Annotated in this window: 20 protein-coding genes; 11 read left to right on the top strand and 9 right to left on the bottom strand. The window is 44.5% G+C overall.

The annotated features are described in order from the left end of the window. Positions 1-188: 188 nt before the first annotated feature. Genes ACBR23_RS08555 through ACBR23_RS08540 form a run of 4 tightly spaced genes read right to left on the bottom strand, consistent with a single transcriptional unit; the run spans position 189 to position 1836 of the window. Positions 189-620, bottom strand: coding sequence for a type II toxin-antitoxin system VapC family toxin (locus ACBR23_RS08555; RefSeq protein WP_371119342.1), 432 nt, complete (start codon positions 618-620; stop codon positions 189-191). Further along, positions 590-817, bottom strand: coding sequence for a hypothetical protein (locus tag ACBR23_RS08550; protein WP_371119343.1), 228 nt, complete (start codon positions 815-817; stop codon positions 590-592). The genes ACBR23_RS08555 and ACBR23_RS08550 overlap by 31 nt, the downstream gene beginning before the upstream one ends. 57 nt (positions 818-874) lie before the next feature. Next, positions 875-1330 carry a hypothetical protein gene (locus tag ACBR23_RS08545; protein ID WP_371119344.1) on the bottom strand — a complete coding sequence of 152 codons (456 nt, stop codon included), beginning with the start codon at positions 1328-1330 and terminating at the stop codon, positions 875-877. An 11-nt stretch (positions 1331-1341) separates the two neighbouring features. Beyond that, positions 1342-1836 carry a papain-like cysteine protease family protein gene (locus ACBR23_RS08540; protein ID WP_371119345.1) on the bottom strand — a complete coding sequence of 165 codons (495 nt, stop codon included), beginning with the start codon at positions 1834-1836 and terminating at the stop codon, positions 1342-1344. Positions 1837-2049: 213 nt separating this feature from the next. Here ACBR23_RS08540 and ACBR23_RS08535 point away from each other — a divergent pair, with 213 nt between their 5' ends. The 3 genes from ACBR23_RS08535 (at position 2050) to ACBR23_RS08525 (ending at position 6597) form a co-directional block, all read left to right on the top strand. After that, complete coding sequence (locus ACBR23_RS08535; protein ID WP_371116183.1) at positions 2050-3702, top strand: FAD-dependent oxidoreductase; 1653 nt, start codon at positions 2050-2052, stop codon at positions 3700-3702. A 218-nt stretch (positions 3703-3920) separates the two neighbouring features. After that, entirely contained in the window at positions 3921-4958 is a 1038-nt protein-coding gene (locus ACBR23_RS08530) for a helix-turn-helix transcriptional regulator (RefSeq protein WP_340519724.1), read from the top strand. Positions 4959-5025: 67 nt separating this feature from the next. Continuing rightward, positions 5026-6597, top strand: a complete 1572-nt coding sequence (locus ACBR23_RS08525) for a CHRD domain-containing protein (RefSeq protein WP_371116184.1) — start codon at positions 5026-5028, stop codon at positions 6595-6597. A gap of 479 nt (positions 6598-7076) precedes the next feature. Here ACBR23_RS08525 and ACBR23_RS08520 read toward each other — a convergent pair whose 3' ends face one another. Further along, a complete protein-coding gene (locus tag ACBR23_RS08520; protein ID WP_371116185.1) occupies positions 7077-7454 on the bottom strand; it encodes a GxxExxY protein in 378 nt (125 codons plus the stop codon). 154 nt (positions 7455-7608) lie between these two features. Here ACBR23_RS08520 and ACBR23_RS08515 point away from each other — a divergent pair, with 154 nt between their 5' ends. Together ACBR23_RS08515 and ACBR23_RS08510 are read left to right on the top strand one after the other, a co-directional pair. Further along, positions 7609-10428, top strand: a complete 2820-nt coding sequence (locus ACBR23_RS08515) for a valine--tRNA ligase (protein WP_371116186.1) — start codon at positions 7609-7611, stop codon at positions 10426-10428. Positions 10429-10627: 199 nt separating this feature from the next. Further along, complete coding sequence (locus ACBR23_RS08510) at positions 10628-11083, top strand: hypothetical protein (protein ID WP_371119346.1); 456 nt, start codon at positions 10628-10630, stop codon at positions 11081-11083. Between the two features lie 65 nt (positions 11084-11148). Here ACBR23_RS08510 and crtB read toward each other — a convergent pair whose 3' ends face one another. Continuing rightward, positions 11149-12078 carry a 15-cis-phytoene synthase CrtB gene (crtB, locus tag ACBR23_RS08505; protein ID WP_341735215.1) on the bottom strand — a complete coding sequence of 310 codons (930 nt, stop codon included), beginning with the start codon at positions 12076-12078 and terminating at the stop codon, positions 11149-11151. A gap of 93 nt (positions 12079-12171) precedes the next feature. Then, complete coding sequence (pds, locus tag ACBR23_RS08500; protein WP_371116187.1) at positions 12172-13545, bottom strand: 15-cis-phytoene desaturase; 1374 nt, start codon at positions 13543-13545, stop codon at positions 12172-12174. Between the two features lie 203 nt (positions 13546-13748). Here pds and ACBR23_RS08495 point away from each other — a divergent pair, with 203 nt between their 5' ends. Next, the gene (locus ACBR23_RS08495) at positions 13749-14303 is read left to right on the top strand and encodes a DUF6009 family protein (RefSeq protein WP_371119347.1); all 555 of its coding nucleotides are present in this window, start codon (positions 13749-13751) and stop codon (positions 14301-14303) included. Positions 14304-14399: 96 nt separating this feature from the next. Continuing rightward, positions 14400-15041 carry a restriction endonuclease subunit R gene (locus tag ACBR23_RS08490; protein WP_371119348.1) on the top strand — a complete coding sequence of 214 codons (642 nt, stop codon included), beginning with the start codon at positions 14400-14402 and terminating at the stop codon, positions 15039-15041. A 141-nt stretch (positions 15042-15182) separates the two neighbouring features. Here ACBR23_RS08490 and ACBR23_RS08485 read toward each other — a convergent pair whose 3' ends face one another. Further along, positions 15183-16121, bottom strand: a complete 939-nt coding sequence (locus ACBR23_RS08485; RefSeq protein WP_341732230.1) for a ribonuclease Z — start codon at positions 16119-16121, stop codon at positions 15183-15185. A gap of 420 nt (positions 16122-16541) precedes the next feature. On the opposite strand from ACBR23_RS08485, the gene ACBR23_RS08480 reads away from it, so the two are divergent. Both ACBR23_RS08480 and ACBR23_RS08475 read left to right on the top strand, forming a co-directional pair. Then, positions 16542-17717 (top strand): SpoIID/LytB domain-containing protein, encoded by a 1176-nt coding sequence (locus tag ACBR23_RS08480; RefSeq protein ID WP_371116190.1) that lies wholly within the window; start codon positions 16542-16544, stop codon positions 17715-17717. A 25-nt stretch (positions 17718-17742) separates the two neighbouring features. Then, positions 17743-18102 carry a hypothetical protein gene (locus ACBR23_RS08475; protein ID WP_341735219.1) on the top strand — a complete coding sequence of 120 codons (360 nt, stop codon included), beginning with the start codon at positions 17743-17745 and terminating at the stop codon, positions 18100-18102. A 148-nt stretch (positions 18103-18250) separates the two neighbouring features. On the opposite strand, the gene ACBR23_RS08470 is transcribed toward ACBR23_RS08475, so the two are convergent. After that, positions 18251-19561, bottom strand: a complete 1311-nt coding sequence (locus ACBR23_RS08470; RefSeq protein WP_371119349.1) for a hypothetical protein — start codon at positions 19559-19561, stop codon at positions 18251-18253. Between the two features lie 403 nt (positions 19562-19964). On the opposite strand from ACBR23_RS08470, the gene ACBR23_RS08465 reads away from it, so the two are divergent. Then, the gene (locus ACBR23_RS08465) at positions 19965-20486 is read left to right on the top strand and encodes a photosystem I assembly protein Ycf3 (protein WP_341735221.1); all 522 of its coding nucleotides are present in this window, start codon (positions 19965-19967) and stop codon (positions 20484-20486) included. Between the two features lie 145 nt (positions 20487-20631). After that, on the top strand, positions 20632-20913 hold the full coding sequence (gene gatC, locus ACBR23_RS08460; protein WP_371116192.1) for an Asp-tRNA(Asn)/Glu-tRNA(Gln) amidotransferase subunit GatC: 282 nt from the start codon (positions 20632-20634) through the stop codon (positions 20911-20913). The last annotated feature ends 53 nt before the right edge of the window (positions 20914-20966 follow it).

Raw genomic sequence — 20966 nt, 5'->3', positions numbered from 1 at the left:
TTTTTCAGATGACTTAATTGTTGTTCTTAAATTATTGTAGCCGATCGCCCTTCCCGACACCAGATATCTGAGATGCGATCGCACCCAGCATCCTTACCCACATCAATAGCCCTCCCAAACCAGTAACACAGGCAAAACCGCTAACAACTGTTCCCGGAAAATTTAAACTTGCGCCCAGTGACTCAGATTTACCAAACTGTGTCTATACTCGATAATTGAATCCGGCGATCGCGACTAATAACGGGTACATTAAGATACAAACCCGTAGCAGCAATAATGCGATCGGGCAAATCGGGAATTTGCGATCGGTCAACTTGCCTTAAAGTCAGAGCTATATTGCGATCGAAAGGAATTTCAACCAATAAGGCATCGTCGCTCTCAACTTCTCGCAATAATAGATCGAGAGTAGTTGAATTAATCCGCCCTCTCTCGCTCAGATAGACAATTTCTGCTAATGTAATTGATGAAAAAGCCACCTGATTTCCCTCGGCAGCTATCTGTTCTATTGTCGTTCTAGCAGTCACCGAAAGTCGCGAATCGGCAAAGATATACCAGATAACAGCATGAGTATCCGCTACAGCACCCAGCATTAAAAATCCTCCCTTGGGAAATTCGCCCATTCTTCCCTGCGAACTTCATCTATATCAGCGGCAGAGGGCGCAATTCCCAAGTCAGCACATAAACCCCACAATGATTTGCGGGGAGTCGGTATAACAACTAATTCTCGTTCTATTTCAGGAACTATAGACTTAATCAACCGTAACTTTTCGGCTAGAGACAACTGCTTGACAAGATTTAAAACAGCCTCGAAAGTCATGTTTTTTAGGCTTCTATTTTTGATAGATATAATTGTAGCATTTTAAAAGTACGATCGCTACTCTACCCGATCGCACTGAACATACAAAGATTCCAGAAACCTCACAGCTTCATCAAGCACAGCCTCCGGTAACTGTTCGAGAATCGCGATCGCCCTTTGACGAGTTTCTCGATCGACTGCTGTTGTTTGCTGCGATTCAGTATCTGCTAAACTGTTATTTTCAAATGGCTTTTGCTTCGATAAAGCCGTTTCTGGAGTGACCAAGACGCCGACATCTGCCGGAAGATTGACAGTTTCACGATTGTAGCATTTAACAACCAGATTTGTCACATTCATTGCCACCCGTTGATTAAATTTGAAAACCTCTGAAAAAGTGCGATCGCCGTGGGTAGTTTGAAGTAAATGTTCTCCAACTCGATTGACTTCGGTTGTAAAAATAAATTTTTGTGTATCCGTACCAACAGACAGCACAACCTCGTGAGTATTAGGGGCGATCGCAGATTGAATAGACAAAACTTGCACTTTCATCGTCTTAATGAGTAAACTGCTTGAAGGTTCCAGTAATTTAAAAACTCTGCTAATTCCATTTTATATTTTGTAGCATTCCAAGGGTCGCGAATCATAATTTTTCCTGTATCATCAAGTCCATCAACAATGACTACATGACCCAAGTCAGCTAAAGTTTCCCACAAAATAGCAGCCCAAGAACCAGTAGTAATTAATACCTCAACTATTTCAGAATTTGTGGCCCCAGGAATAGAAACAGTACCACCCAACCAAAATCTAGAACTGCTTGTATCCAGAGTATTGAGTGCGATTGCTAAATCTTCAATATTTACAGGTACTCCTGTTTCAGCCGCAATTAAAGATTGGTTCGCACCGTACATTCCGCGATCGCCCAGGAGCATTTCACCACAAGCAGGGCCACATGATAACTTATCTTGTTGTTGGACGACAGCCCGATCGCTTATTTCATCAATAACTTGCCAATTGCCACCAGCCCCAGACAATCCTACCATAACATCAGTTTATCGTTTTTGACCGATGCTTTGAAAATAGTAGCAGACTGTTACGGTTCCTACAAGTTGTGAATTAACTTAACATTAATGCTGCTAACAACAGTTCCTGGAAAAAATAAATTTGTGCCGAAATTACCTAAACGTGCTATATTCAACTCCGTAAACCCTGAATAGCACTTTCAGGTAATGCAAATTTATCAACGAGTCAACTAAATGCCCCCTACTTTCAAGAAATTAGCTGCGATCGCCATCTTTTTTGTAGCGATAAAAGTTTTAGTTGATTCCCCGTATTTGAAAGACGTAAAAAGCTCGATCGCCCACCGAAACGAAGCAAGTGCCACCTCAGACACCCAAAGCCTGCGCCAAACAGCCACAAACAAGTCCCCCACAGCAGCTCAGACACCAGCCGATCGCAACTTTGATGTAGTGGTATATGGCGACGAAGTACCGGGGATATGTGCAGCTATCTGGGCCAAGAAAACCCTAGGTGCAAAGGGAAAAGTAGCCGTAGTGCGATCGAACCATGAAACCGCAATGTTAGGTGGCGTACTCACCCGCGGCGGCTTAGGCTACGTCGATTTAGATAAAATCCCCGATTGGTACAACCAACCCTACGCCCAATGCTTCCGGGAATTCTTAGACAAAGCGAAAGTTCCCGAATCTTGCATAGAACCAAAAACGGCAGATAAAGCACTGAAAGATATGCTTTCAGAGGCAGATGTTCAACTTATTTCCAACTCCACTCTTGTTCCCCACGTAGTCGATCGCAAAATTGAATATGCCGAAGTAAAAGACAGTGGAGTTAAAATCAAAGCTAACTCTTACATAGACGTAACTCAAGATGCCGAATTCGCCAGAAAAGCCGGATTATCCTATTATACAGGATATGAATCGCAAAACATCAAATCCAAAAATGAAACCTTAGCGATATCCATAGTTCCGACAATTACCGGCTTAACGATGTCCGACCTCCGCAGAATGGAAGATGACATTCTTTACAACACCCCTTTAGTAGAAAAAATTAAATCCAGCATTACCAAATATAAAGATGATGCCAGTACCGAATTTTGGATGAGGAATTTCCTAAGCACGATTTATCAAGCCTACCGAGACGGCTACAATATCAGAAGCGTAGCCCTCGGAGCGGCCTATCATGTAGACAGAAATTTGCCCTTTACTCAAGACAAAGGCTTCTTTTTTGACAAAGCCAATATTTGCGTTTATCAAGACAATTCTATGTCATGGAACGGCTTCCTATTTAAATATCAAGTTGACCAACTGATGAAGATGGAAGCTAACGACAGAAAACCGACTCCTGAGATGCTCAAAGAAATGTCATTTCTGCAAGAGTGGCTGCAAAAGAAATCGGGTAAAGATGTGAGAGTATTTATTCCAGATGAAGCTTACATCAGACAAACTTTGAACGTTCGCGATGTGGTAGCACCGCTGACAGGACAGGAAATTATTAAAGGAGGAACAGAACCCGAAAAGTCGATCGGCAGTTTTTCCTACGATTTCGATTTGCGGGGCGGAGTCAAGGATTTGTCATCGAGAATTCCTGGATTGCCCGTGTACAATTTTGGCATAGAAAGTGCATTGGCTAGCAAAGTGAATAATTTGGCGATCGTCGGGCGTTCTTCAGGGTATGTTGGTATGGCAGTATCAGTGGGGCGTATTGCGACAGTGAATATTTATCAAGGACAAGGTGTGGGCGTGGCGGCCGGTTTGGCTAGCAAATTGGGCGTACCTTTGAATACGATTACTTCTGCTAAAACGAGACAAACTTTGGAGACTTTGACTGGAAAAAATACTTATTTATCGGGGAGAGATACGAGTTATGGGGTGGATTATAAGGAAGTGAAGTAATCGAGGTGAAGAGTTAAGAATGAGAGAAAATAAATTCGTAGGGGCGAAGCATTCGGGCGATAATCATGGAAATATACGCAAAATACTAGACCCGAATGCTTCGCCCAACCCAACGCAAAACCCCCATGTAAGGATAATGGCCATGCAAAATTTCCAGGCATAAATTTCGATAATGCGGTTGATTCGTGGGGCGGGGCGAAGCATTTGGGTCATGATTTATGCACACCGTATTAGATTTTTTGCCCAAATGCTTCGCCCCTACAGTTGGTGAATTTTATGCTGTATATCTTATATTATTATTATGGTGGGGTATCAACTATGACGATTTGATTATGGCCTGGGATTTGAATATTGAAATCAACGATCCAGAGATCTATATTAAGCAACTACCGACAATAACTAAACATATTCCCCATTCCAAAGATTACAAAATTCAATGGCGACTTGCGAAGTTAAAGAACTTCGAGCTCCTGAATGTTGTTTGGGAAGCTGGGAGTACATATACCGCCGGATATACTTTTCCTGGAAAAATAGTTTTCACATTTTTTGACGGCGATCATGTATTCAAAGTTGGGTCTAACGAATTCCTCGTGGACGATCGACATCTGGGGATAAGTGAGCCGGGAGGCGAACTAATCCGTCTTCAGCACTCACCCAAATACAGTGCAATCTCAATTTATATAGATGAAGCTCGATTTTTAACTGAACTGAGCAAGTATCTTGACAAGCCGATCGATCGTCCCAAGCTGATGCCAATTGTCGATCGTACCACTGTTTACGGTCGATCGCTATATCAAATGGTCATGACGCTGTGGAATTTGATTGACACGAACGGACATCCACTGGTAATTGAAAATTTAGAACTTGCTGTTTTCTCAACCTTAGTCCAAGGTTCATCTTACAACACTTTAGATCCACCAATTATTAAAGTATCTGAAATTTCGATCGCCCGCGTGCGAGAGGCTGCCGAATACATCCGGGCTAATATGAAAAAAGAGCTGACAATTGCACAAATTGCGAGCGCCATGAACTGTAGCAGTCGTTCTTTGCAAACTGCTTTTGCTCGTCATTACGGTGTTTCTCCCAGTCAATTCTTGCGAACTGCTAGACTTGAAGCCGCTCGTATGGAGTTAATGGAGAGCAATAAAACGATTACGGAAATTGCTTTTGAATATGGTTTTTACAATCCTGGTCGCTTTACAAAATACTTCCAGCAGCACTTTCAGAAAAAGCCTTCGGACATTTTGCGAAACTAATCTTTCGCAATTTGACTAGCGCAACCAGGCAGCAGCAAGTTATAAGTTTTACTAGGAATAAATTAACTTGTATCGTACTATGACCTTATCTGCGATCGACACGGGAATACCTTTTGACATCGCTCAAGCTACTGAAAGCAGCGATGTATTTTTCTTCAATCAACTACCCGCCAGCCAAATTAGTACCCTTGCTAATTCTCCTGGAAAAGACGTGATTATGCTCCTAGGAGGTGACGACTGGGTAACTAATAACGAACAAAGCCGCACTTATTATGGCATGGCAGGAAATGATACTATTATCGGGTTGGGAGGCGACGATATCCTCTTAGGTAATGCTGGCAACGATTTACTCTGTGGAAATCAAGGCTCGGACACACTTTCGGGCGGTCAAAACGAAGATTCACTCCTCGGTGGTAAAAGTAACGATATCCTGAATGGCGACTTCGGTAACGATGTTTTATTAGGAGAATTAGGCGATGATGTTCTGACAGGCGGTGCTGGAAATGATACATTAACTGGAGGAAATGGCAGCGATATTTTTGTCATAGCTAGAGGTGAAGGACTCGATATCATTACGGACTTTCAAAACGGCATTGACTTTATTCAACTGCATCCTTCTTTGAGTTTTAACAATCTCGCCATTACCACAATCAATTCAGGTCAAGTATTAGTTACAGATCGAACTACGAATCAACCGCTATTAGTAATTAATGGGATTACTGCCGCCGATCTAACCGCAGCAGATTTTATTACAGGTACTGTTGAAAATACGCCCGATCCTTTCGGAGAAAGAAATGCTACTAAATATGAAGCATTTCTCAGTCCCGAACAAGAACCGGGGGAAGAAATCGAATCTGATGCTAAAGGATATGGTACGATTACATTTCCGAAAAACCTCAGTTCTGCTAAGATTGACGTGCAAATATCCGGTGTCGATACTTCAGAAATCACCGGGTTTCACATTCACTGCGGCCCTCCAGGCGTGCTCGGACCGATTGTTGTCGATTTGGGGCAATACGGAACCTTTGACAAGACAATTGTAGGTGGTAAATTTTCTGCTGAAGTCAAGAATCAAAACCTTACTTTTATCGATTCTCCACCCGAGTTACCTGAAGGTGTCCCTCAAATTCCCGATGAAGGTTTGACTCTGCGCAACGGTCAACCTATCGGACAAACTTCTGAAAATACTGCCCGCCAATCCGCTCATTTAGGTCACACTCATAATGAAGATGTGGTAGAATCAAGTCAGGCGATCGGACAACTTCCAGTCAATCCTCCAGTCAATCCTCCAGTCAATCCTCCTAGTTTACCTACCAATCCACCTCCAACTACCCCTCAAATTCCCAATTCCAGTTTGCCTCAGATCGATCGAATTATTGGCAACCTTCCTAACAATTTTCCCAAGATCTCTCAAATTCCCGATTTAAGTTCGCCTCCATCGGTGGAAGATATTCAAATTCCTGACAATGTTCCTCGCTTACCTGAAGGTTGTCCGGTGGAAATCGGCCTTCCGGGTCAAGTCAATACTGTTGCTGGAATGGAAGCAGTAGCGCGGCGGGGTGCTCTTTATTTCAACTTGCATACGGAAGAACATTCGTTCTATGGCGAAATGAGAGGTCAAGTTTATCCAGCGACGTAGAATGATGTAGAATAAGAGCGATCGCACTTTAGATGCGATCGCTTTTTGTTTGCTTGTAAAATTCAAATAAGATCTTAAGAGGATTTTACCACAGAGAGCGCAGAGAGCGCAGAGAGGGGAGGGATGAGAGGTTTTTTTACGACATCAAAAACCCACGCCACACTCTTCCCTCTGTGTCCTCTGCGCCCTCTGCGGTTCAAAACTCTTCTCTTAATCGAGTGGATGATAAAGAAGTGAAATAGAACTTAAGAGGATTTTACCGCAGAGAGCGCAGAGAGCGCAGAGAGGGGAGGGATGAGAGGTTTTTTTACGACATCAAAAACCCACGCCACACTCTTCCCTCTGTGTCCTCTGGCGCCCTCTGCGGTTCAAAACTCTTCTCTGGATGGGGTGGATTATAAAGAGGTGAAATAGATCTTAAGAGGGTTTTACCACAGAGAGCGCAGAGAGCGCAGAGAGGGGAGGGATGAGAGGTTTTTTTACGACAGGATGATGCGACGGATTCCTTCTTTTAAAAAGCGGACGTTAAAGTTGATGAGAAGACCGAGAGGATAACCAGTCATTTTCAGATATGATATAACTTGAGCTTCATGGATAGGAAGTATAGTTTGGACTGACTTTAATTCAACAATGAGAGTGTTGGCAACCAGCATATCGTATCTGCCTTCCCCAACGACAACACCCTTGTAAAAGACATTTACCGTAGGTTGAGGATCAAAAGGAATTCCCCGACGCGATAGTTCTTCACGCAACGAATTCTCATATACCGCTTCCAAAAACCCCGGCCCCAACTCCTTATGAACTTCCATCGCCGCCCCAATCACAGCGTAACTCAATTCATTAAGATCCTCTGTCAACTCCCCTCTCCTTTTTCAAACCAATATCAAAATCATAACCCAAAACCCTCGCAACACTCTTCCCTCTGCGCCCTCTGCGCCCTCTGCGGTTCAAAACTCTTCTCTTCCCTCTCCTGTGGCACAATCTTAATATAAAACCTGCACCCTCTCGCCAATGACCGCAAACCTACCACCCCAATACGACCCCAAAGCCACCGAAGCCAAATGGCAAAAATACTGGGAAGACAACCAAACCTTCAAAGCTGACCCAGAACAAGGTGGCGAACCTTACTGCGTAGTCATCCCACCGCCCAACGTCACCGGCAGCCTCCACATGGGACACGCTTTTGAAGAGACACTGATTGATGTCCTCGTGCGCTATCAACGGATGACAGGGCGCAATACCCTGTGGTTGCCGGGAACGGATCATGCTAGCATCGCAGTTCAAACTATTCTGGAAAAGCAACTTAAAGCTGAAGGCAAAACTCGCTACGATTTAGGGCGAGAAAAATTCTTGGAAAAAGCCTGGGAGTGGAAAGCTGAGTCTGGCAATACTATTACTAATCAATTGCGCAGTTTGGGCGTGTCTGTGGATTGGTCGCGGGAACGCTTTACGATGGATGAAGGCTTATCTGCTGCGGTTTTAGAAGCTTTTGTTCGACTGTATGATGAGGGATTGATTTATCGCGGCAATTATTTGGTGAATTGGTGTCCCGCGAGTCAGTCTGCTGTGTCGGATTTGGAAGTTGACCAGCAGGAAGTTGACGGGCATTTGTGGCATTTCCGCTATCCTTTGACTGATGGTTCTGGTTATTTGGAGGTGGCGACGACTCGGCCGGAAACGATGTTGGGCGATACTGGGGTGGCTGTGAATCCGGAGGACGATCGCTATCAACATCTTATCGGTAAAACTGTCACTTTACCCATTGTGAATCGGGAAATTCCGGTGATTGCGGATGAGTTTGTCGATCGCACTTTTGGAACTGGTTGCGTCAAAGTAACTCCGGCCCACGATCCGAATGACTTCGAGATGGGTAAGCGTCATAATTTGCCGTTTATCAACATCATGAACAAGGACGGCAGTTTAAATGAAAATGCGGGAGAGTTCCAAGGACAAGATAGATTTGTTGCCCGCAAAAATGTGGTAAAGCGGTTAGAAACAGACGGATTTTTGGTTAAAATCGAAGATTACAAACATACAGTTCCCTACAGCGATCGCGGTAAAGTCCCCGTCGAACCTTTACTTTCTACTCAATGGTTTGTGAAAATTAATCCTCTTTCTGAACGCGCTTTAGCAGCCTTAGATGAAGAGAATTCACCAGTGTTTGTGCCGGAAAGATGGACAAAGGTTTATCGGGATTGGTTGGTAAAGTTGAAAGATTGGTGCATTTCCCGACAATTGTGGTGGGGACACCAAATCCCGGCTTGGTATGCTGTTAGCGAAACTCAGGGAGAAATTACTGACACGACTCCGTTTGTGGTGGCAAAAAGTGAAGCTGAAGCTAGGGAAAAAGCTGTGGCTAAATTTGGGCAAGATGTCGATTTAGCAAGAGATCCAGATGTTTTGGATACTTGGTTTTCTTCTGGGTTATGGCCTTTTTCTACTTTGGGATGGCCGGATGAAACTAAGGATTTAGATTTTTATTATCCGACAACGACTTTAGTTACGGGTTTTGATATCATCTTTTTCTGGGTGGCTAGAATGACGATGATGGCAGGACATTTTACGGGAAAAATGCCTTTTGATACTGTTTACATTCACGGTTTGGTGTTGGATGAAAATGGTCAGAAAATGTCTAAGAGTAAAGGGAATGGTATCGATCCGCTACTGTTGATTGGTAAGTACGGGACTGATGCTTTGCGCTATACTTTGGTTAAGGAAGTGGTAGGGGCTGGTCAAAATATTCGCTTGGAATACGATCGCAAAACTGATGAATCTAAATCAGTGGAAGCTTCGCGGAATTTTACTAATAAGTTGTGGAATGCTGCGCGGTTTGTGATGATGAATCTGGAGGGACAGACTCCGCAGCAATTGGGGAATCCTTACCCCCCCCAGCCCCCCCTTGGTAAGGGGGGGAGAGAAGAAGATTCTCTTCATCAGGATGGCAGAGAAGGTGGTAGTTTGGAATTGTGCGATCGCTGGATTCTTTCTCGCTACTATCAAGTAGTGCAGCAAAGTCGTAACGATTTTGAAACTTACGCTTTTGGGGAAGCGGCGAAGGGACTTTATGAGTTTATTTGGGGCGATTTCTGTGACTGGTATATTGAATTGGTCAAGTCTCGCTTACAACAGGATGCTGAACCGAATTCTAAGAAAGCGGCACAGCAAACTTTTGCTTTTGTTTTGGAAGGTATTCTCAAACTTTTGCATCCTTTTATGCCTCACATTACTGAGGAGATTTGGCACACTTTGACTCAAACAGGTGATGATGAATGTTTGGCTTTGCAAAGTTATCCTGAAGTGCAAGCATCCCTAATCGATTCTGAGTTAGAACAGCAGTTTGAGTTGTTATTTGGTACGATTCGGACTATTCGGAATTTGCGGGCTGATACTGATATCAAGCCTGGAGTTAAGGTGACGGCGATTTTGCAAAGTGAAAGCGCTAAGGAACGCCAGATTCTCTCAGATTGCGCTATCTACATTCAGGATTTGGCCAGGGTACAAAATCTGACGATTGCTGCTAGTTTGGATGCGGAACCCCCCCTTAATCCCCCCCTTGGTAAGGGGGGGCAGGGGGGGGCAATTGCTGGAGTTGTGGGTACTGTACAAGTATTGATTCCTTTGGCAGGAGTTGTGGATTTGGTGGCTTTGCGTGCTAAGTTGGAAAAGAAGTTGGCTAAGATAGAAGGGGAAATTAAGCATACTTCGGCGCGTTTGACTAATCAGAAGTTTGTGGAAAAGGCAGATCCACAAGTTGTTCAGGTGGCGCGGGATGGTTTGGCGGAGGCCGAAAAACAGGCGGAAATTTTGCGTGATCGCCTTAAGTTATTCTAATCGATATCTTCCATAATTATTGTGGAACAAGCCCTCTGGCTTGTTCTTCACAGGCTGTTTGGAAGATGTTAACCCGAAGGGCCGGGGCGGGTTTTTGAGATATTTAGTTTTGGGCAGATATTGTTGGTAAAACCCGCCCGTACCAGATCGTAAATCAAACAAGTAACCAATAACGAATAACCCCTAACTAATAACCGTCATGCTATATTTAGCTAAAGTAAAAAATCAGGAAGTTTTAGGCGAAGCCTCTCTGGAATTGTTGGCTTGTCAAAATGCTGATGATAGTTGGGCGATTCTTTCTGAACAAAAGGTATTGACGTTACCTAAAATTTTTGCTGAGGTGTCCAATAATTTTGTAGGTAATATCTTGAATGAAGGTGTTTTAGTATTAGCAGATATTGGGGAAAATAGCGAAATTTTGAATCTGCGATCCGCTACTAACTGGGTAGTGGAATTAGTTGATAAGTATCTCAAAAATGGTATTACACTTGAATTTTTGCAGCTAGAAGCCGAGAAAGCAGAAGAATGGCGGCAATCTCTGACTTTGCAAAGTCAAGAATTATCTCGTCGTTTGATTGAAGTAGAAGCGCGTCGGGAACAAATTCAAAATTTAGAAGCAAAATTCCAGAAAACAGCAGTTGAACCCGCCGAATAAAATTCTGATACTGCACAAACAAAGTCCCAGCAGAGTGGGACTAAGATATCAGCACTATCATTGGGCTAAAGAATTTTGGATTTCAGCCAAGCGGCGGGGAGACACTGCAATTTCTGAAAATTGGTAACGTAGGCCCGCTTCTGGAACACATCGTACTGATTGCGTTCGATCGCATTTAAGATTCTGCTATAGAGCATGGTAGCAGCCCACACAGTCCAGCGGATATCGGGACTGAGCACTTTGATTCCCGGTTCGGCGCTAGCATATAATTTGCGAGCTCGCTGAATCTGAAAGCGCATTAATTCTCGCCAGCGGTTGTCAATTACGCCGTTGAATAAGTCTTCTTCGGTGTAGTTAAACAGTGCTAAGTCTTCTAGGGGAATGTAAATGCGGCCGCGGCGGGCGTCTTCTCCGACATCGCGCAGAATGTTAGTTAACTGTTTGGCGATACCAAGGGCGATGGCTTCTTCTTTGGGAATTTTATTACCCCAGTGCCAATTCCAGTTAGCAGCGGGATTCGATTCGTCCACACCCATCACAGACATCGACATCATCCCGACAGTACCGGCTACCCGATAACAGTAAAGATTGAGCTCTTCAAAAGTTTCGTACCGGCTGCGGTACAAGTCCATTTGTTGGCCGGCAATCATCTCTCGAAAGGGTTGAATGTCGATCGGGAAACGAGACAACGTATCTACCAAAGCTACGTCGTAGTCGTCGTGGGGGTGGCCGGCAAACACTGATTCTAGGCGTTTTTCCCACAGATTGAGGGTTTCAGGGGTTGTTGCATCAGAACCGGGCCCGTCTACGAGTTCGTCGGTGCGGCGGCACCAGACGTAAATCGCCCAAATCGCCCGACGCTTGGCTTCGGGCATGAGTTGAGTGCCTAAATAAAAATTTTTGGCATAACTCGCCGTGACTTGGCGGCACAGTTCGTAGGATTCATCCACAGAGGCCAGAGTTCTCATGCACTGGAGTTTTGACAGTTGCAGCATCCGAGAATAAGAAATTTAAAGATTAGAACTGACACTCCCCCGTCTAGAAAAACGGGAGATTCTTTTACGTCTTTATGAAAAATTCTTAATTTTTCATTTTTTATTTGCCGTTGAAATAGCCTGCGCTGTCAGCTTACCAGAAAGCACGGCACCTTCCATGCTCGCAAGATAACGCTGCATCGTATAATCCCCCGTTAGATAGAAATTGCTAATGGGAGTTGTTTGTGAGGGACGGCAATCCTGGCGGCCGGGGGTGGCTTTGTAGACGGAACGAGGGGTTTTGACTACGTGATATTTGAGCAGTTTAGCGGGTGCTGGGATTTGGTCGGGAAAGAGTTTTTCTAACTCGACCATTGTGGCTGCGACGATATCTTCGTCAGATTTGCCGATCCAGTCTTTGGCCGGTGCTAAAACCAGTTCCAGCATTGATTTGTCTGGGTTGGCATATTCGCGGCAGGTGTTGCTCATGTCGGCGTAGACGCTTAGCAAGGGCGATCGCGAGAACAGCAAGTGATCGATGTCGGTTAATTTGCGATCGAACCACAAGTGTACATTGATTACGGGTACTCCCTCTAAGCCTTCGAGCTGTTTGAAATAGTCCATTTTGCCCCAAGGTTCCGGCATCATCAGCTTCAGGGGGTCTACGGGCATGGCAGAAACGTAGATATCGGCTGTCAGAATTTCGGACTCTGCCCCTTTTATCCCCCGAATCTGGAACCCACGCACCGTGTTGTCATCGTTGAGCAAAAACTCTCCGATTGGTGCATTCAGCCGGACTTCGCCACCGCGCTCAGTTATGTAGTCTACCATTGGCTGACACAACCTCTCCGTGGGGGAACCGTCTAAAAAGGCCATTTTCGAGCCATTTTTCTCTTGCAAGAAGCGGTTGAGGGCTGTCAGCAGTATGGTTGCGGATATTTCGTGGGGATCGATGAAGTTGAGCGCCTTGGACATGGCGATGAATACTTCTTTTTCGACTCTGGGGGGGACGTTTTGCTTTTTCAGCCACTCGGAAAAGGAGTATTTGTCCATTGCTTCGACGTATTTTTGACCCTGAAGCATCGCCGGAATTAAGCCGATGCCAAAGCTGATTTTTTCGGGCCAGGTGAGCATATCGTTGTTGCCCAGGATGGCTGCTACGCCGTTGAAGGGGGCGGGGATGTCGGGAAAGTCAAAGCGGGAATAGGTTCCGGGGGTTTCTGGTTGATTGAAAATCATGCTGTGCTGTTTCCATTGCAGCCTGTCTTCAATATCAAGTTCTTTGAAGAGTTGGAGCATATTGGGGTATGCGCCGAAGAAGATGTGAAGGCCGGTTTCGTACCAGTCGCCGTCTGCATCTTTCCACGCGGCTACTTTGCCGCCGAGTACGTCTCGACTTTCTAGGACTATGGGGGTGTGGCCCGCGTCGGTAAGATATTTAGCGCAGGAAAGTCCTGCTAAGCCTGCTCCGGCGATCGCAACTCGCATTTGATATTACTTGGCCTCTGTGTTCGCTTCGGTTTAATTATACTTTACAACTCGTTACATTTTTTTGGGAATTGGGGCCGGTGGGGTGCGGGGTGCGGGGCGATCGGGTTCTTAGTTATTTTTTGAGGAAAACTTGCCATGCAGTTGCTATCTTTCGCCCTACGTGCTAGGATTAGTGCACATACATACTAGAGATAAAAACTATGAGCACTTTTGTCAGCGACCAGAATTTAATGCACGAAGCCAAAATTGTCTGGCTTGTAGATATCAGCAAAATGCCTTGGGTGCGAGAGAGCGAAGTAGATTTTTCTACCAGAAAAGGAGTCTCTAAAAAACGTCTTTCAGAGCTTCAGCAAGGTCAAACCTTGGTGGGGTATGCAGAATTAGAAGATGATGCCCCTCCTACTGGAAATCATAGTTTTATCAGACGAATTTTCACACTTCGTGAAAATGACAATGAAGCTTACAAAGTAGATAACCCTACACAGGCATATCATCCTGCTGAAGCAGTGGAACCATTAAGTATAGAACCTAAACACAAGGGGCTATCTCCGAGTAAGAAATCTCAAATAGCTGTGAGAGTTCCCCGTAGTCTTTTTAGCAAGCTCAAAAGATATGTTCAACAAACGGGCATATCTCAAACTGATGTCATAGTCAGCGCTCTAGCTAGTCATCTAGATTCTGTAGAAGATTTACCAATAATTCAGAGGATACTAGAACTTGAAAAGAGAGTTTCCGTGTTGGAAATCAAGAGCTAATAGATACAGCAATTAGGTCATTCCCATCTATTCTATAGGTGGGTAATGACCACTTGACTGCACAATCTGTATAGACTTTAAACTTAGTGTAAAACGATGGTACAAACAATTCAAGCTCGAAATATTGCGCTGAACGATTTGGAAAGCCAATTCAAAATTGAATTAGTCGAGGATGACCAATTTTTCCGAGAGTGGCAAGATAATTTACCAGAAATCTCGGAAGCTGAGAAACAGCGATTAGACAGAGTGAAAGCAAGTTACAGGAATTTGCTCAAACGTCCCCCACTTCTAGAAAATACAGTCAAAATGGTGGTGCTGTCTCCGTTGTTGGATTTAGCGGATTTTTATCTTTCTCCTTTTCACGTTACTTCAAAAAAGTCTGTAGAAATTATTGACGAAGATGAAGGAATGATCGTGAGGGGACAGTTGGATGTTTTGGCTTTGTTTCAGGAGTTTTGGGTAGTAGTTGTCGAGTCCAAGCAAGCGGCGTTTTCTTTGGAAGTAGGGATTCCGCAGTTGCTGGCGTATATGTTAGCTAATCTGAATAGCGATCGACCTACTTACGGATTGCTAACGAATGGGGCAGATTTTCTGTTTGTAAAGTTAGTTAAGGGAGAAACAACACAGTATGCTTTTTCTCGGAAATTTTACCTTTTCAACCCAGGGAACGAGTTGTACAGCGTACTTAGTATTTTGAAGCGTATCGGTGAGTTGAATATTGGCAATTTGGCTGAGTAGGGGGTTCAGAAACCGGGTTTTTTTACGAAAATATTGGGTTTTCATCGGCAGATTCAGTAAAAAACCCGGTTTCTTTGCTTGGAGTGCATAAGTCCTGAGATAGATGATTCCAGGTTCTCCCAGATTATGCTGAGTTCCCGTCTAGTTGGAAACTGGTCTGGGTACTTCGTAGGTCAAAAAGTCATAGGCCATTTTTGTATTCGGAAAAATAGCTTGGGCTTCCTTGAGCAAATCATCTAGGACGATGGGATTTCCCGGAGCGTAACGGGGGCTAAAATGGGTCATAATTAGCTGTTTCGCCCCAGCACTCAAAGCCACTTGAGCAGCCATTGTCGAAGTTGAATGGAGGCGATCGAAGGCCATTTGAGCATCTTGATGAGCAAAAGTAGCTTCATGCACTAACAAGTCCGCATCTTTGGCTAATTCCACAGCACCGTCACAATAAACTGTGTCGGTACAATACACAAACTTCCTACCGATTTGATCTGGTCCACAAAAATCAGTGCCTTTAAACTCCCGCCCATCCGATAACTTAACTGTTTTTCCTTGTTTTAATTCGCCGTAAATAGGCCCGGAAGGAATACCGACTGCCTTCGCTTTTTCGACATCAAAATGTCCGGGACGGTCTTTCTCGGTTATGCGGTAGCCAAAAGCAGTAACTCGATGCTTCAAAGGGCCGCAACTCACAATATATTCGTCATCTTCATAGATGACTCCTGGATGACTTTTGTGGACTTTCACTGGGTATGAAAAATGGGTTTGGGAATAGCGAACTCCAGCTTGCAAATATTCTTCAAGTCCCGGAGGCCCGTAAATATCGATGCGCTTGACATTCCCCGCTAAACCGCAGCTAGCCAGCAAACCCATTAAGCCGAAAATGTGGTCGCCGTGTAGGTGGGTGATGAAAATGCGGGTGAGTTGGCTGACTTTGAGCTCGCTGCGCAGGAATTGGTGCTGGGTTCCTTCGCCGCAGTCAAATAGCCAGAGTTCTGCTCGCTGGGGCAAGCGGAGGGCGATGCTGGAAACGTTGCGCGATCGCGTGGGTACGCCTGAGCTAGTTCCGAGAAATGTAATCTGCAAGAGTCAAATCACCTCAATTAAAGTTAAAAAATATGTTACATATATCCAGAGTGCGGCTAATCCGACCTTCAGGAAATGCCGATCGACAGGAATTGGCATCAATCCCTGTTCCTGGGCTGGGCTGTTTCATTCTCAGATAAATCATCGTTTTGTAGGGGTAGTGGATGGTGCGTGCCTACCCGCCCCCACCGACAATTTTCCGTCATTTCAGGCATTGGGGCAACCACGGGGGGATTGCCCCTACAAAGAATGAAACAGCCCTGTGTTCCTGGGAGGATCTACTCGCTCAAATCATTTTTGACGCGCGCAGAGAGTGTTAAACCCAATTCTAACGTTTTCTTTCTGCTATTCTCTTGCTTTTTCCAGAACCGAACCATCTCGAACTTGAAAATTTGTACATAACAGGAGGAAAATTATCAAATGCAGCCAGGAGTGTTCTTTGCTTCCTTTGTTTCGACATTAGGAAAACGCTATTTTTGGATTTCGCTGTTGTTTTGGCTGGTAATGGTAGCCCCAGCACAGGCGGCGTTGATCTTGCGAGTGGCAATCCAAGACGGGGCAAGTCAGGTAAGAGTTGGCAGTTCCACTAAGGCTGCAATCCGGGATGGTAGTGGCCGTAATTTGGGTGAGTTGACGGCAAACAGTGCTTTGTCTGCTCAATTTCGATCGGGAAAAGTGACCATTGGCTCCTGGGCTGCCAATCAAATTTGGATCGAGCCGACGGGGAACGGTTATGTTTGGATTGGCGATCGATGGTATCGGGGACGCACCCTTGTGAGTCCGCAAAAAAATGGCTTAACTGCCGTCAATTATGTTGATATCGAACAGTATCTCTACAGCGTTCTCGGCGCTGAAATGAGTGGCAATTGGCCTCAAGAGGCTTTGAAAGCCCAAGCCGTCGCCGCCCGTTCCTACGCTATCCACCAGCGCCTCAAAAGCGAAACCGACCTTTACGATGTAGATGCGACTCAATCTTCCCAGGTTTATAAAGGACTGCAAACAGAATCTTCGGGTACTTACTCTGCCGTGGATGCCACCACGAGTCAAGTTCTTACCTACAACAGTCAAATTATTTTAGCGGTATTCCACTCTGCTTCTGGGGGACATACTGAGAATGTTGAGGATGTTTGGACAGAAGCGTTGCCTTATCTGCGGGCTGTTCCCGATTTTGACCAAGGGGCACCGGTTTACCAGTGGAAAGAAAATTTTACACAGGCTCAAATCAGCAGTCGGATTTCTGGCGTTGGTAATGTGATCTCCATGAAGCCTGAACGCACGACAGCCTATGGTAGCGTGATTACGATGAAAGTAGTCGGAGATGGCGGTTCTAGGGTGATGACTGGTGCGGATCTGCGTCGGGTGCTGAATTTGAGGAGCACTCGCTTTACGGTGATTCCTCAGTATGGGGGGATTTTTAGTGGCAGAAATAGCGGTAAGCCTCCGACGGGGTTTCAAATTGCTGGTAAAGGTTTCGGTCATGCTGTGGGCATGAGTCAGTGGGGCGCGTACAATTTGGCAAGGCAGGGATATGGCTACCAGCAGATTTTGCTGCACTATTATCGGGGTGCTTCTTTGGCTAGAATTGCGGTGCAGTAATTGGTAGGAATTGGTTAGTGGTTGAATGACTAAATACAGGATTTATATGCAGAAGTGGGAGTATTTATTGGTGGATGCTAATATGTATCCTTTTGGTAATAAATTGATTAGTTTATATGTCAATGGTGAAGAACAACAAGAGTGGAAACAAGGATTTTTACATTTATTTATTAATGAATTGGGGGATGAGGGCTGGGAACTTGTGGCTCTCCGTCATGACTCGAAGTATGACCAGAATAGTTTGATTTTTAAACGCCCTAAAGTGGTTAAAAAATTGAGGAAGATGCCAGATTATTCGGCGGTTGAAACCGCGACTAAACAAACAAAGGAAATTCCGGCGGTTGAAACCGCGGCTACACAAACAAAGTCCACCTCCGTGGACTAACTAACAAAAAATTTGGAAATTCCGGCGGTTGAAACCGCGGCTACACAAACAAAGTCCACCTCCGTGGACTAACTAACAAAAAATTTGGATAGTTTGCGTAGTGTTGGTAAAAAATCTCGGCTTCTCTTCGCCCAGGCTACTTGATTGATTACAAATTTTCCGATCGCCCAATCCGCTTTTGCCACTCAGCATCTATCTTAGCTGACTGTTCTAGTTCTTGCGCTGTTAATTCGGTTTCTGTGGTATAAGCTAAATCTTGTCCATTCAAAATGTTTTCTGCTGCAAATTCGCTGGCATAGGCAAGTTTTTTTTGTAAGTTAGGATCGGGTTGATTTAATAACATTGCTCGCTGCTGTCGCTCTTGATTGCGGGCTGCGATGCTGCTATTTTTCCACTGAATCCAGAAGTAGCGAATTAGGGGAATTGTCAGAAATCCGACACCGTAAATCAGCAGCATTGGATAAATAGTGGCTACTAAACTGAGCAATCCACTGCCGATCGCACTTTTAGCTAATAAACTCCCTAAAACTAATGCACCTACTAAATTCACCGCTCCCAAGCCTGCTGCGAGCATGATTTGTCCAGAACTAGCGTGGCTGAAACGCCACAGCATTTCTCGCAAATAAGCTGCTACTGGTTCAGAATTTCTCTCAGTCGCGGTGGTTTGCAATTGCGGGAAATGATAGACTATTTGCCCTTCGGGACTGACTTCGGGACGGCCGTCAAAACGGGCTAGGGCTGGTAACATATACTCTTCGTATTCAAAGGCGTATCCCTGTCCGAGGTTGTCGAGATAGGGCGCAATTTGTTCGGCTGCGATCGCACCTTTGTTGTTCCGAATAGTCGCGGCAATACTGCTCCACTTACGATCTTCTAAATTATAATTGGGATTGCCATCTCCAAATAGAAAGGAGAAAACTGATTCTAGAAAACTCATTTCGGGTTTTTGGCCTGTTGAGCGCGATCGCCTTTGGTAGTAAGGTTCATCGTGATTCCAGTAAAATAGCCAAATTAAGTCGTTCGAGAAGTAGGGAAAGAAGGAAAAGCCACCGCCGCTGTTGCCCCCTCCGCCTCCACCTCCATCATTGTTGTCGTTATTGCTCAAAACCGAAATTGCGACAAATATCGCCACAAATATTAAGATGATAGAAGCTACTAAAACTATGCCAAAAGATATCCGAATCAGGTAAAATAGAACCCGCCAAATTTTTTGCCACCATTCCTCTAACTGCAACCGTAAAAATTTGTTGCGTAAAATATCTTGAAAGTTTTTGGGAAATAGGTAAGCAATATCGCCGGATTCTGCTACTTGCAGGTGGCCACCTGCTTCCGAGGCTAGGGTTAAGAGTTCTCGTTCGGCAAAATTGACATCTAGTCCAGCTTTTGCCGCCACGTCTCCAACCGTAACGCGGTAGCCAAGTTCTGTGACGGCTTGCATAACCTTGGGATTTGGGGCCATGTCTTTCTCTTTGTGAAAATTACCCGGTTATTTTCAATTATAGGTTGCCAGCCTTCAAACTGGTTTATACCAGGAGAATTCAGGCTGTTTGGAGGCTGACCTTGACTTTGGTGCAAAATGTTGGTAGTGTTTGGGCGCATGAGTTTTGAGTAGTATCAAACATTAGTTGAACCTAGAAAAGTTAATAAAAGTTTAAATAAGTCTAAAAAATAGGTTTTTTGCAATTTTTGCAAGAGTTATTTAAAATAGATAGGACTTCCCCGTGTTTTCAGGTTTACAGTTGAGTCTCAAAAGTCTTTTGAGACTCATCGGTGCTAATATAAACCAAAATAGTGCCACAACTCTTAATAGGAAAACTTTACCGACTAATTTATAGGATTAGTCATCAACCAAAGAATCACATATGCCAAGAACTCAACGCAACGATAACTTTATTGACAAAAGTTTCACGGTAATGGCTGATATCATCCTCAAGATTATGCCAGCCAAGAAGCAGGCGAAGGAAGCTTTTGCTTATTACCGAGATGGTATGTCGGCTCAATCTGATGGCGAATACGCTGAAGCTTTGGACAATTATCAGGAAGCGCTGAAGCTGGAAGAAGATCCTTACGATCGCAGTTATGTTTTGTACAATATGGGGCTGATCCATACCAGCAACGGGGAACACGACAAAGCTTTGGAGTATTACAGCCAAGCTCTAGAACTCAATCCCAGAATGCCCCAAGCCCTAAATAATATTGCTGTGATTTATCACTATCAAGGAGAAAAAGAAAAGGAAGCTGGGAATCTGGAAGCGGCGGAAGGGCTGTTTGATAAAGCTGCCGATTATTGGAAGGAAGCTATTCGCTTAGCACCGAACAATTACATTGAAGTGCAAAATTGGCTGAAAATAACAGGTCGATCGCAGATTGATGTGTATTTTTAACTATGATTGGGCATAGGGCATCGGGCCTTGGTAATTGCTAATAGTTAGTAGTTAGTAATTTTGCTAATAACAACAAATAATCAATGCCCTATGCCCTATGCCCTATGCCCTATGCCCTATGACCAATTCCCAATTCCCAAATTTTATGATTGATAAAGAAGAAGTTCGGAAAGTAGCAAAGTTAGCGAGATTGGAATTAACTCCTGAAGAAGAGGAGCAGTTTACTGGTCAACTCAACGGTATTTTGGATTATTTCGAGCAGTTGAGCGAACTGGATACAAGTAAGGTAAAACCGACAGCACGGGCGATCGATGTTAGTAATGTAATGCGATCGGACGATTTGCAACCTTTTGCCGATCGCGAAAATATCTTGGCTGCATCTCCCGATCGCGATGGCGAGTTTTTCAAAGTACCTAAGATTATGTAGGGCTTACAATTCCAAAACAGAAACCGGGTTTTTTCGACAATACTTGATTGCAG

Origin of the sequence: Microcoleus sp. (assembly GCF_041354475.1) — a bacterium.
GTDB lineage: Bacteria > Cyanobacteriota > Cyanobacteriia > Cyanobacteriales > Microcoleaceae > Microcoleus.
Note: the sequence above shows the minus strand (reverse complement) of the source record. Positions and strands in the feature narration are given on the sequence as shown.

What these genes read in the sequence shown, in the direction of transcription:
- ACBR23_RS08555 (WP_371119342.1), bottom strand. Translation starts at nt 620, where the DNA reads ATGGGCGAATTTCCCAAGGGAGGATTTTTAATGCTGGGTGCTGTAGCG.
- ACBR23_RS08550 (WP_371119343.1), bottom strand. Translation starts at nt 817, where the DNA reads ATGACTTTCGAGGCTGTTTTAAATCTTGTCAAGCAGTTGTCTCTAGCC.
- ACBR23_RS08540 (WP_371119345.1), bottom strand. Translation starts at nt 1,836, where the DNA reads ATGGTAGGATTGTCTGGGGCTGGTGGCAATTGGCAAGTTATTGATGAA.
- ACBR23_RS08535 (WP_371116183.1), top strand. Translation starts at nt 2,050, where the DNA reads ATGCCCCCTACTTTCAAGAAATTAGCTGCGATCGCCATCTTTTTTGTA.
- ACBR23_RS08530 (WP_340519724.1), top strand. Translation starts at nt 3,921, where the DNA reads ATGCACACCGTATTAGATTTTTTGCCCAAATGCTTCGCCCCTACAGTT.
- ACBR23_RS08515 (WP_371116186.1), top strand. Translation starts at nt 7,609, where the DNA reads ATGACCGCAAACCTACCACCCCAATACGACCCCAAAGCCACCGAAGCC.
- ACBR23_RS08510 (WP_371119346.1), top strand. Translation starts at nt 10,628, where the DNA reads ATGCTATATTTAGCTAAAGTAAAAAATCAGGAAGTTTTAGGCGAAGCC.
- crtB (WP_341735215.1), bottom strand. Translation starts at nt 12,078, where the DNA reads ATGCTGCAACTGTCAAAACTCCAGTGCATGAGAACTCTGGCCTCTGTG.
- pds (WP_371116187.1), bottom strand. Translation starts at nt 13,545, where the DNA reads ATGCGAGTTGCGATCGCCGGAGCAGGCTTAGCAGGACTTTCCTGCGCT.
- ACBR23_RS08495 (WP_371119347.1), top strand. Translation starts at nt 13,749, where the DNA reads ATGAGCACTTTTGTCAGCGACCAGAATTTAATGCACGAAGCCAAAATT.
- ACBR23_RS08490 (WP_371119348.1), top strand. Translation starts at nt 14,400, where the DNA reads ATGGTACAAACAATTCAAGCTCGAAATATTGCGCTGAACGATTTGGAA.
- ACBR23_RS08480 (WP_371116190.1), top strand. Translation starts at nt 16,542, where the DNA reads ATGCAGCCAGGAGTGTTCTTTGCTTCCTTTGTTTCGACATTAGGAAAA.
- ACBR23_RS08475 (WP_341735219.1), top strand. Translation starts at nt 17,743, where the DNA reads ATGACTAAATACAGGATTTATATGCAGAAGTGGGAGTATTTATTGGTG.
- ACBR23_RS08470 (WP_371119349.1), bottom strand. Translation starts at nt 19,561, where the DNA reads ATGGCCCCAAATCCCAAGGTTATGCAAGCCGTCACAGAACTTGGCTAC.
- ACBR23_RS08465 (WP_341735221.1), top strand. Translation starts at nt 19,965, where the DNA reads ATGCCAAGAACTCAACGCAACGATAACTTTATTGACAAAAGTTTCACG.
- gatC (WP_371116192.1), top strand. Translation starts at nt 20,632, where the DNA reads ATGATTGATAAAGAAGAAGTTCGGAAAGTAGCAAAGTTAGCGAGATTG.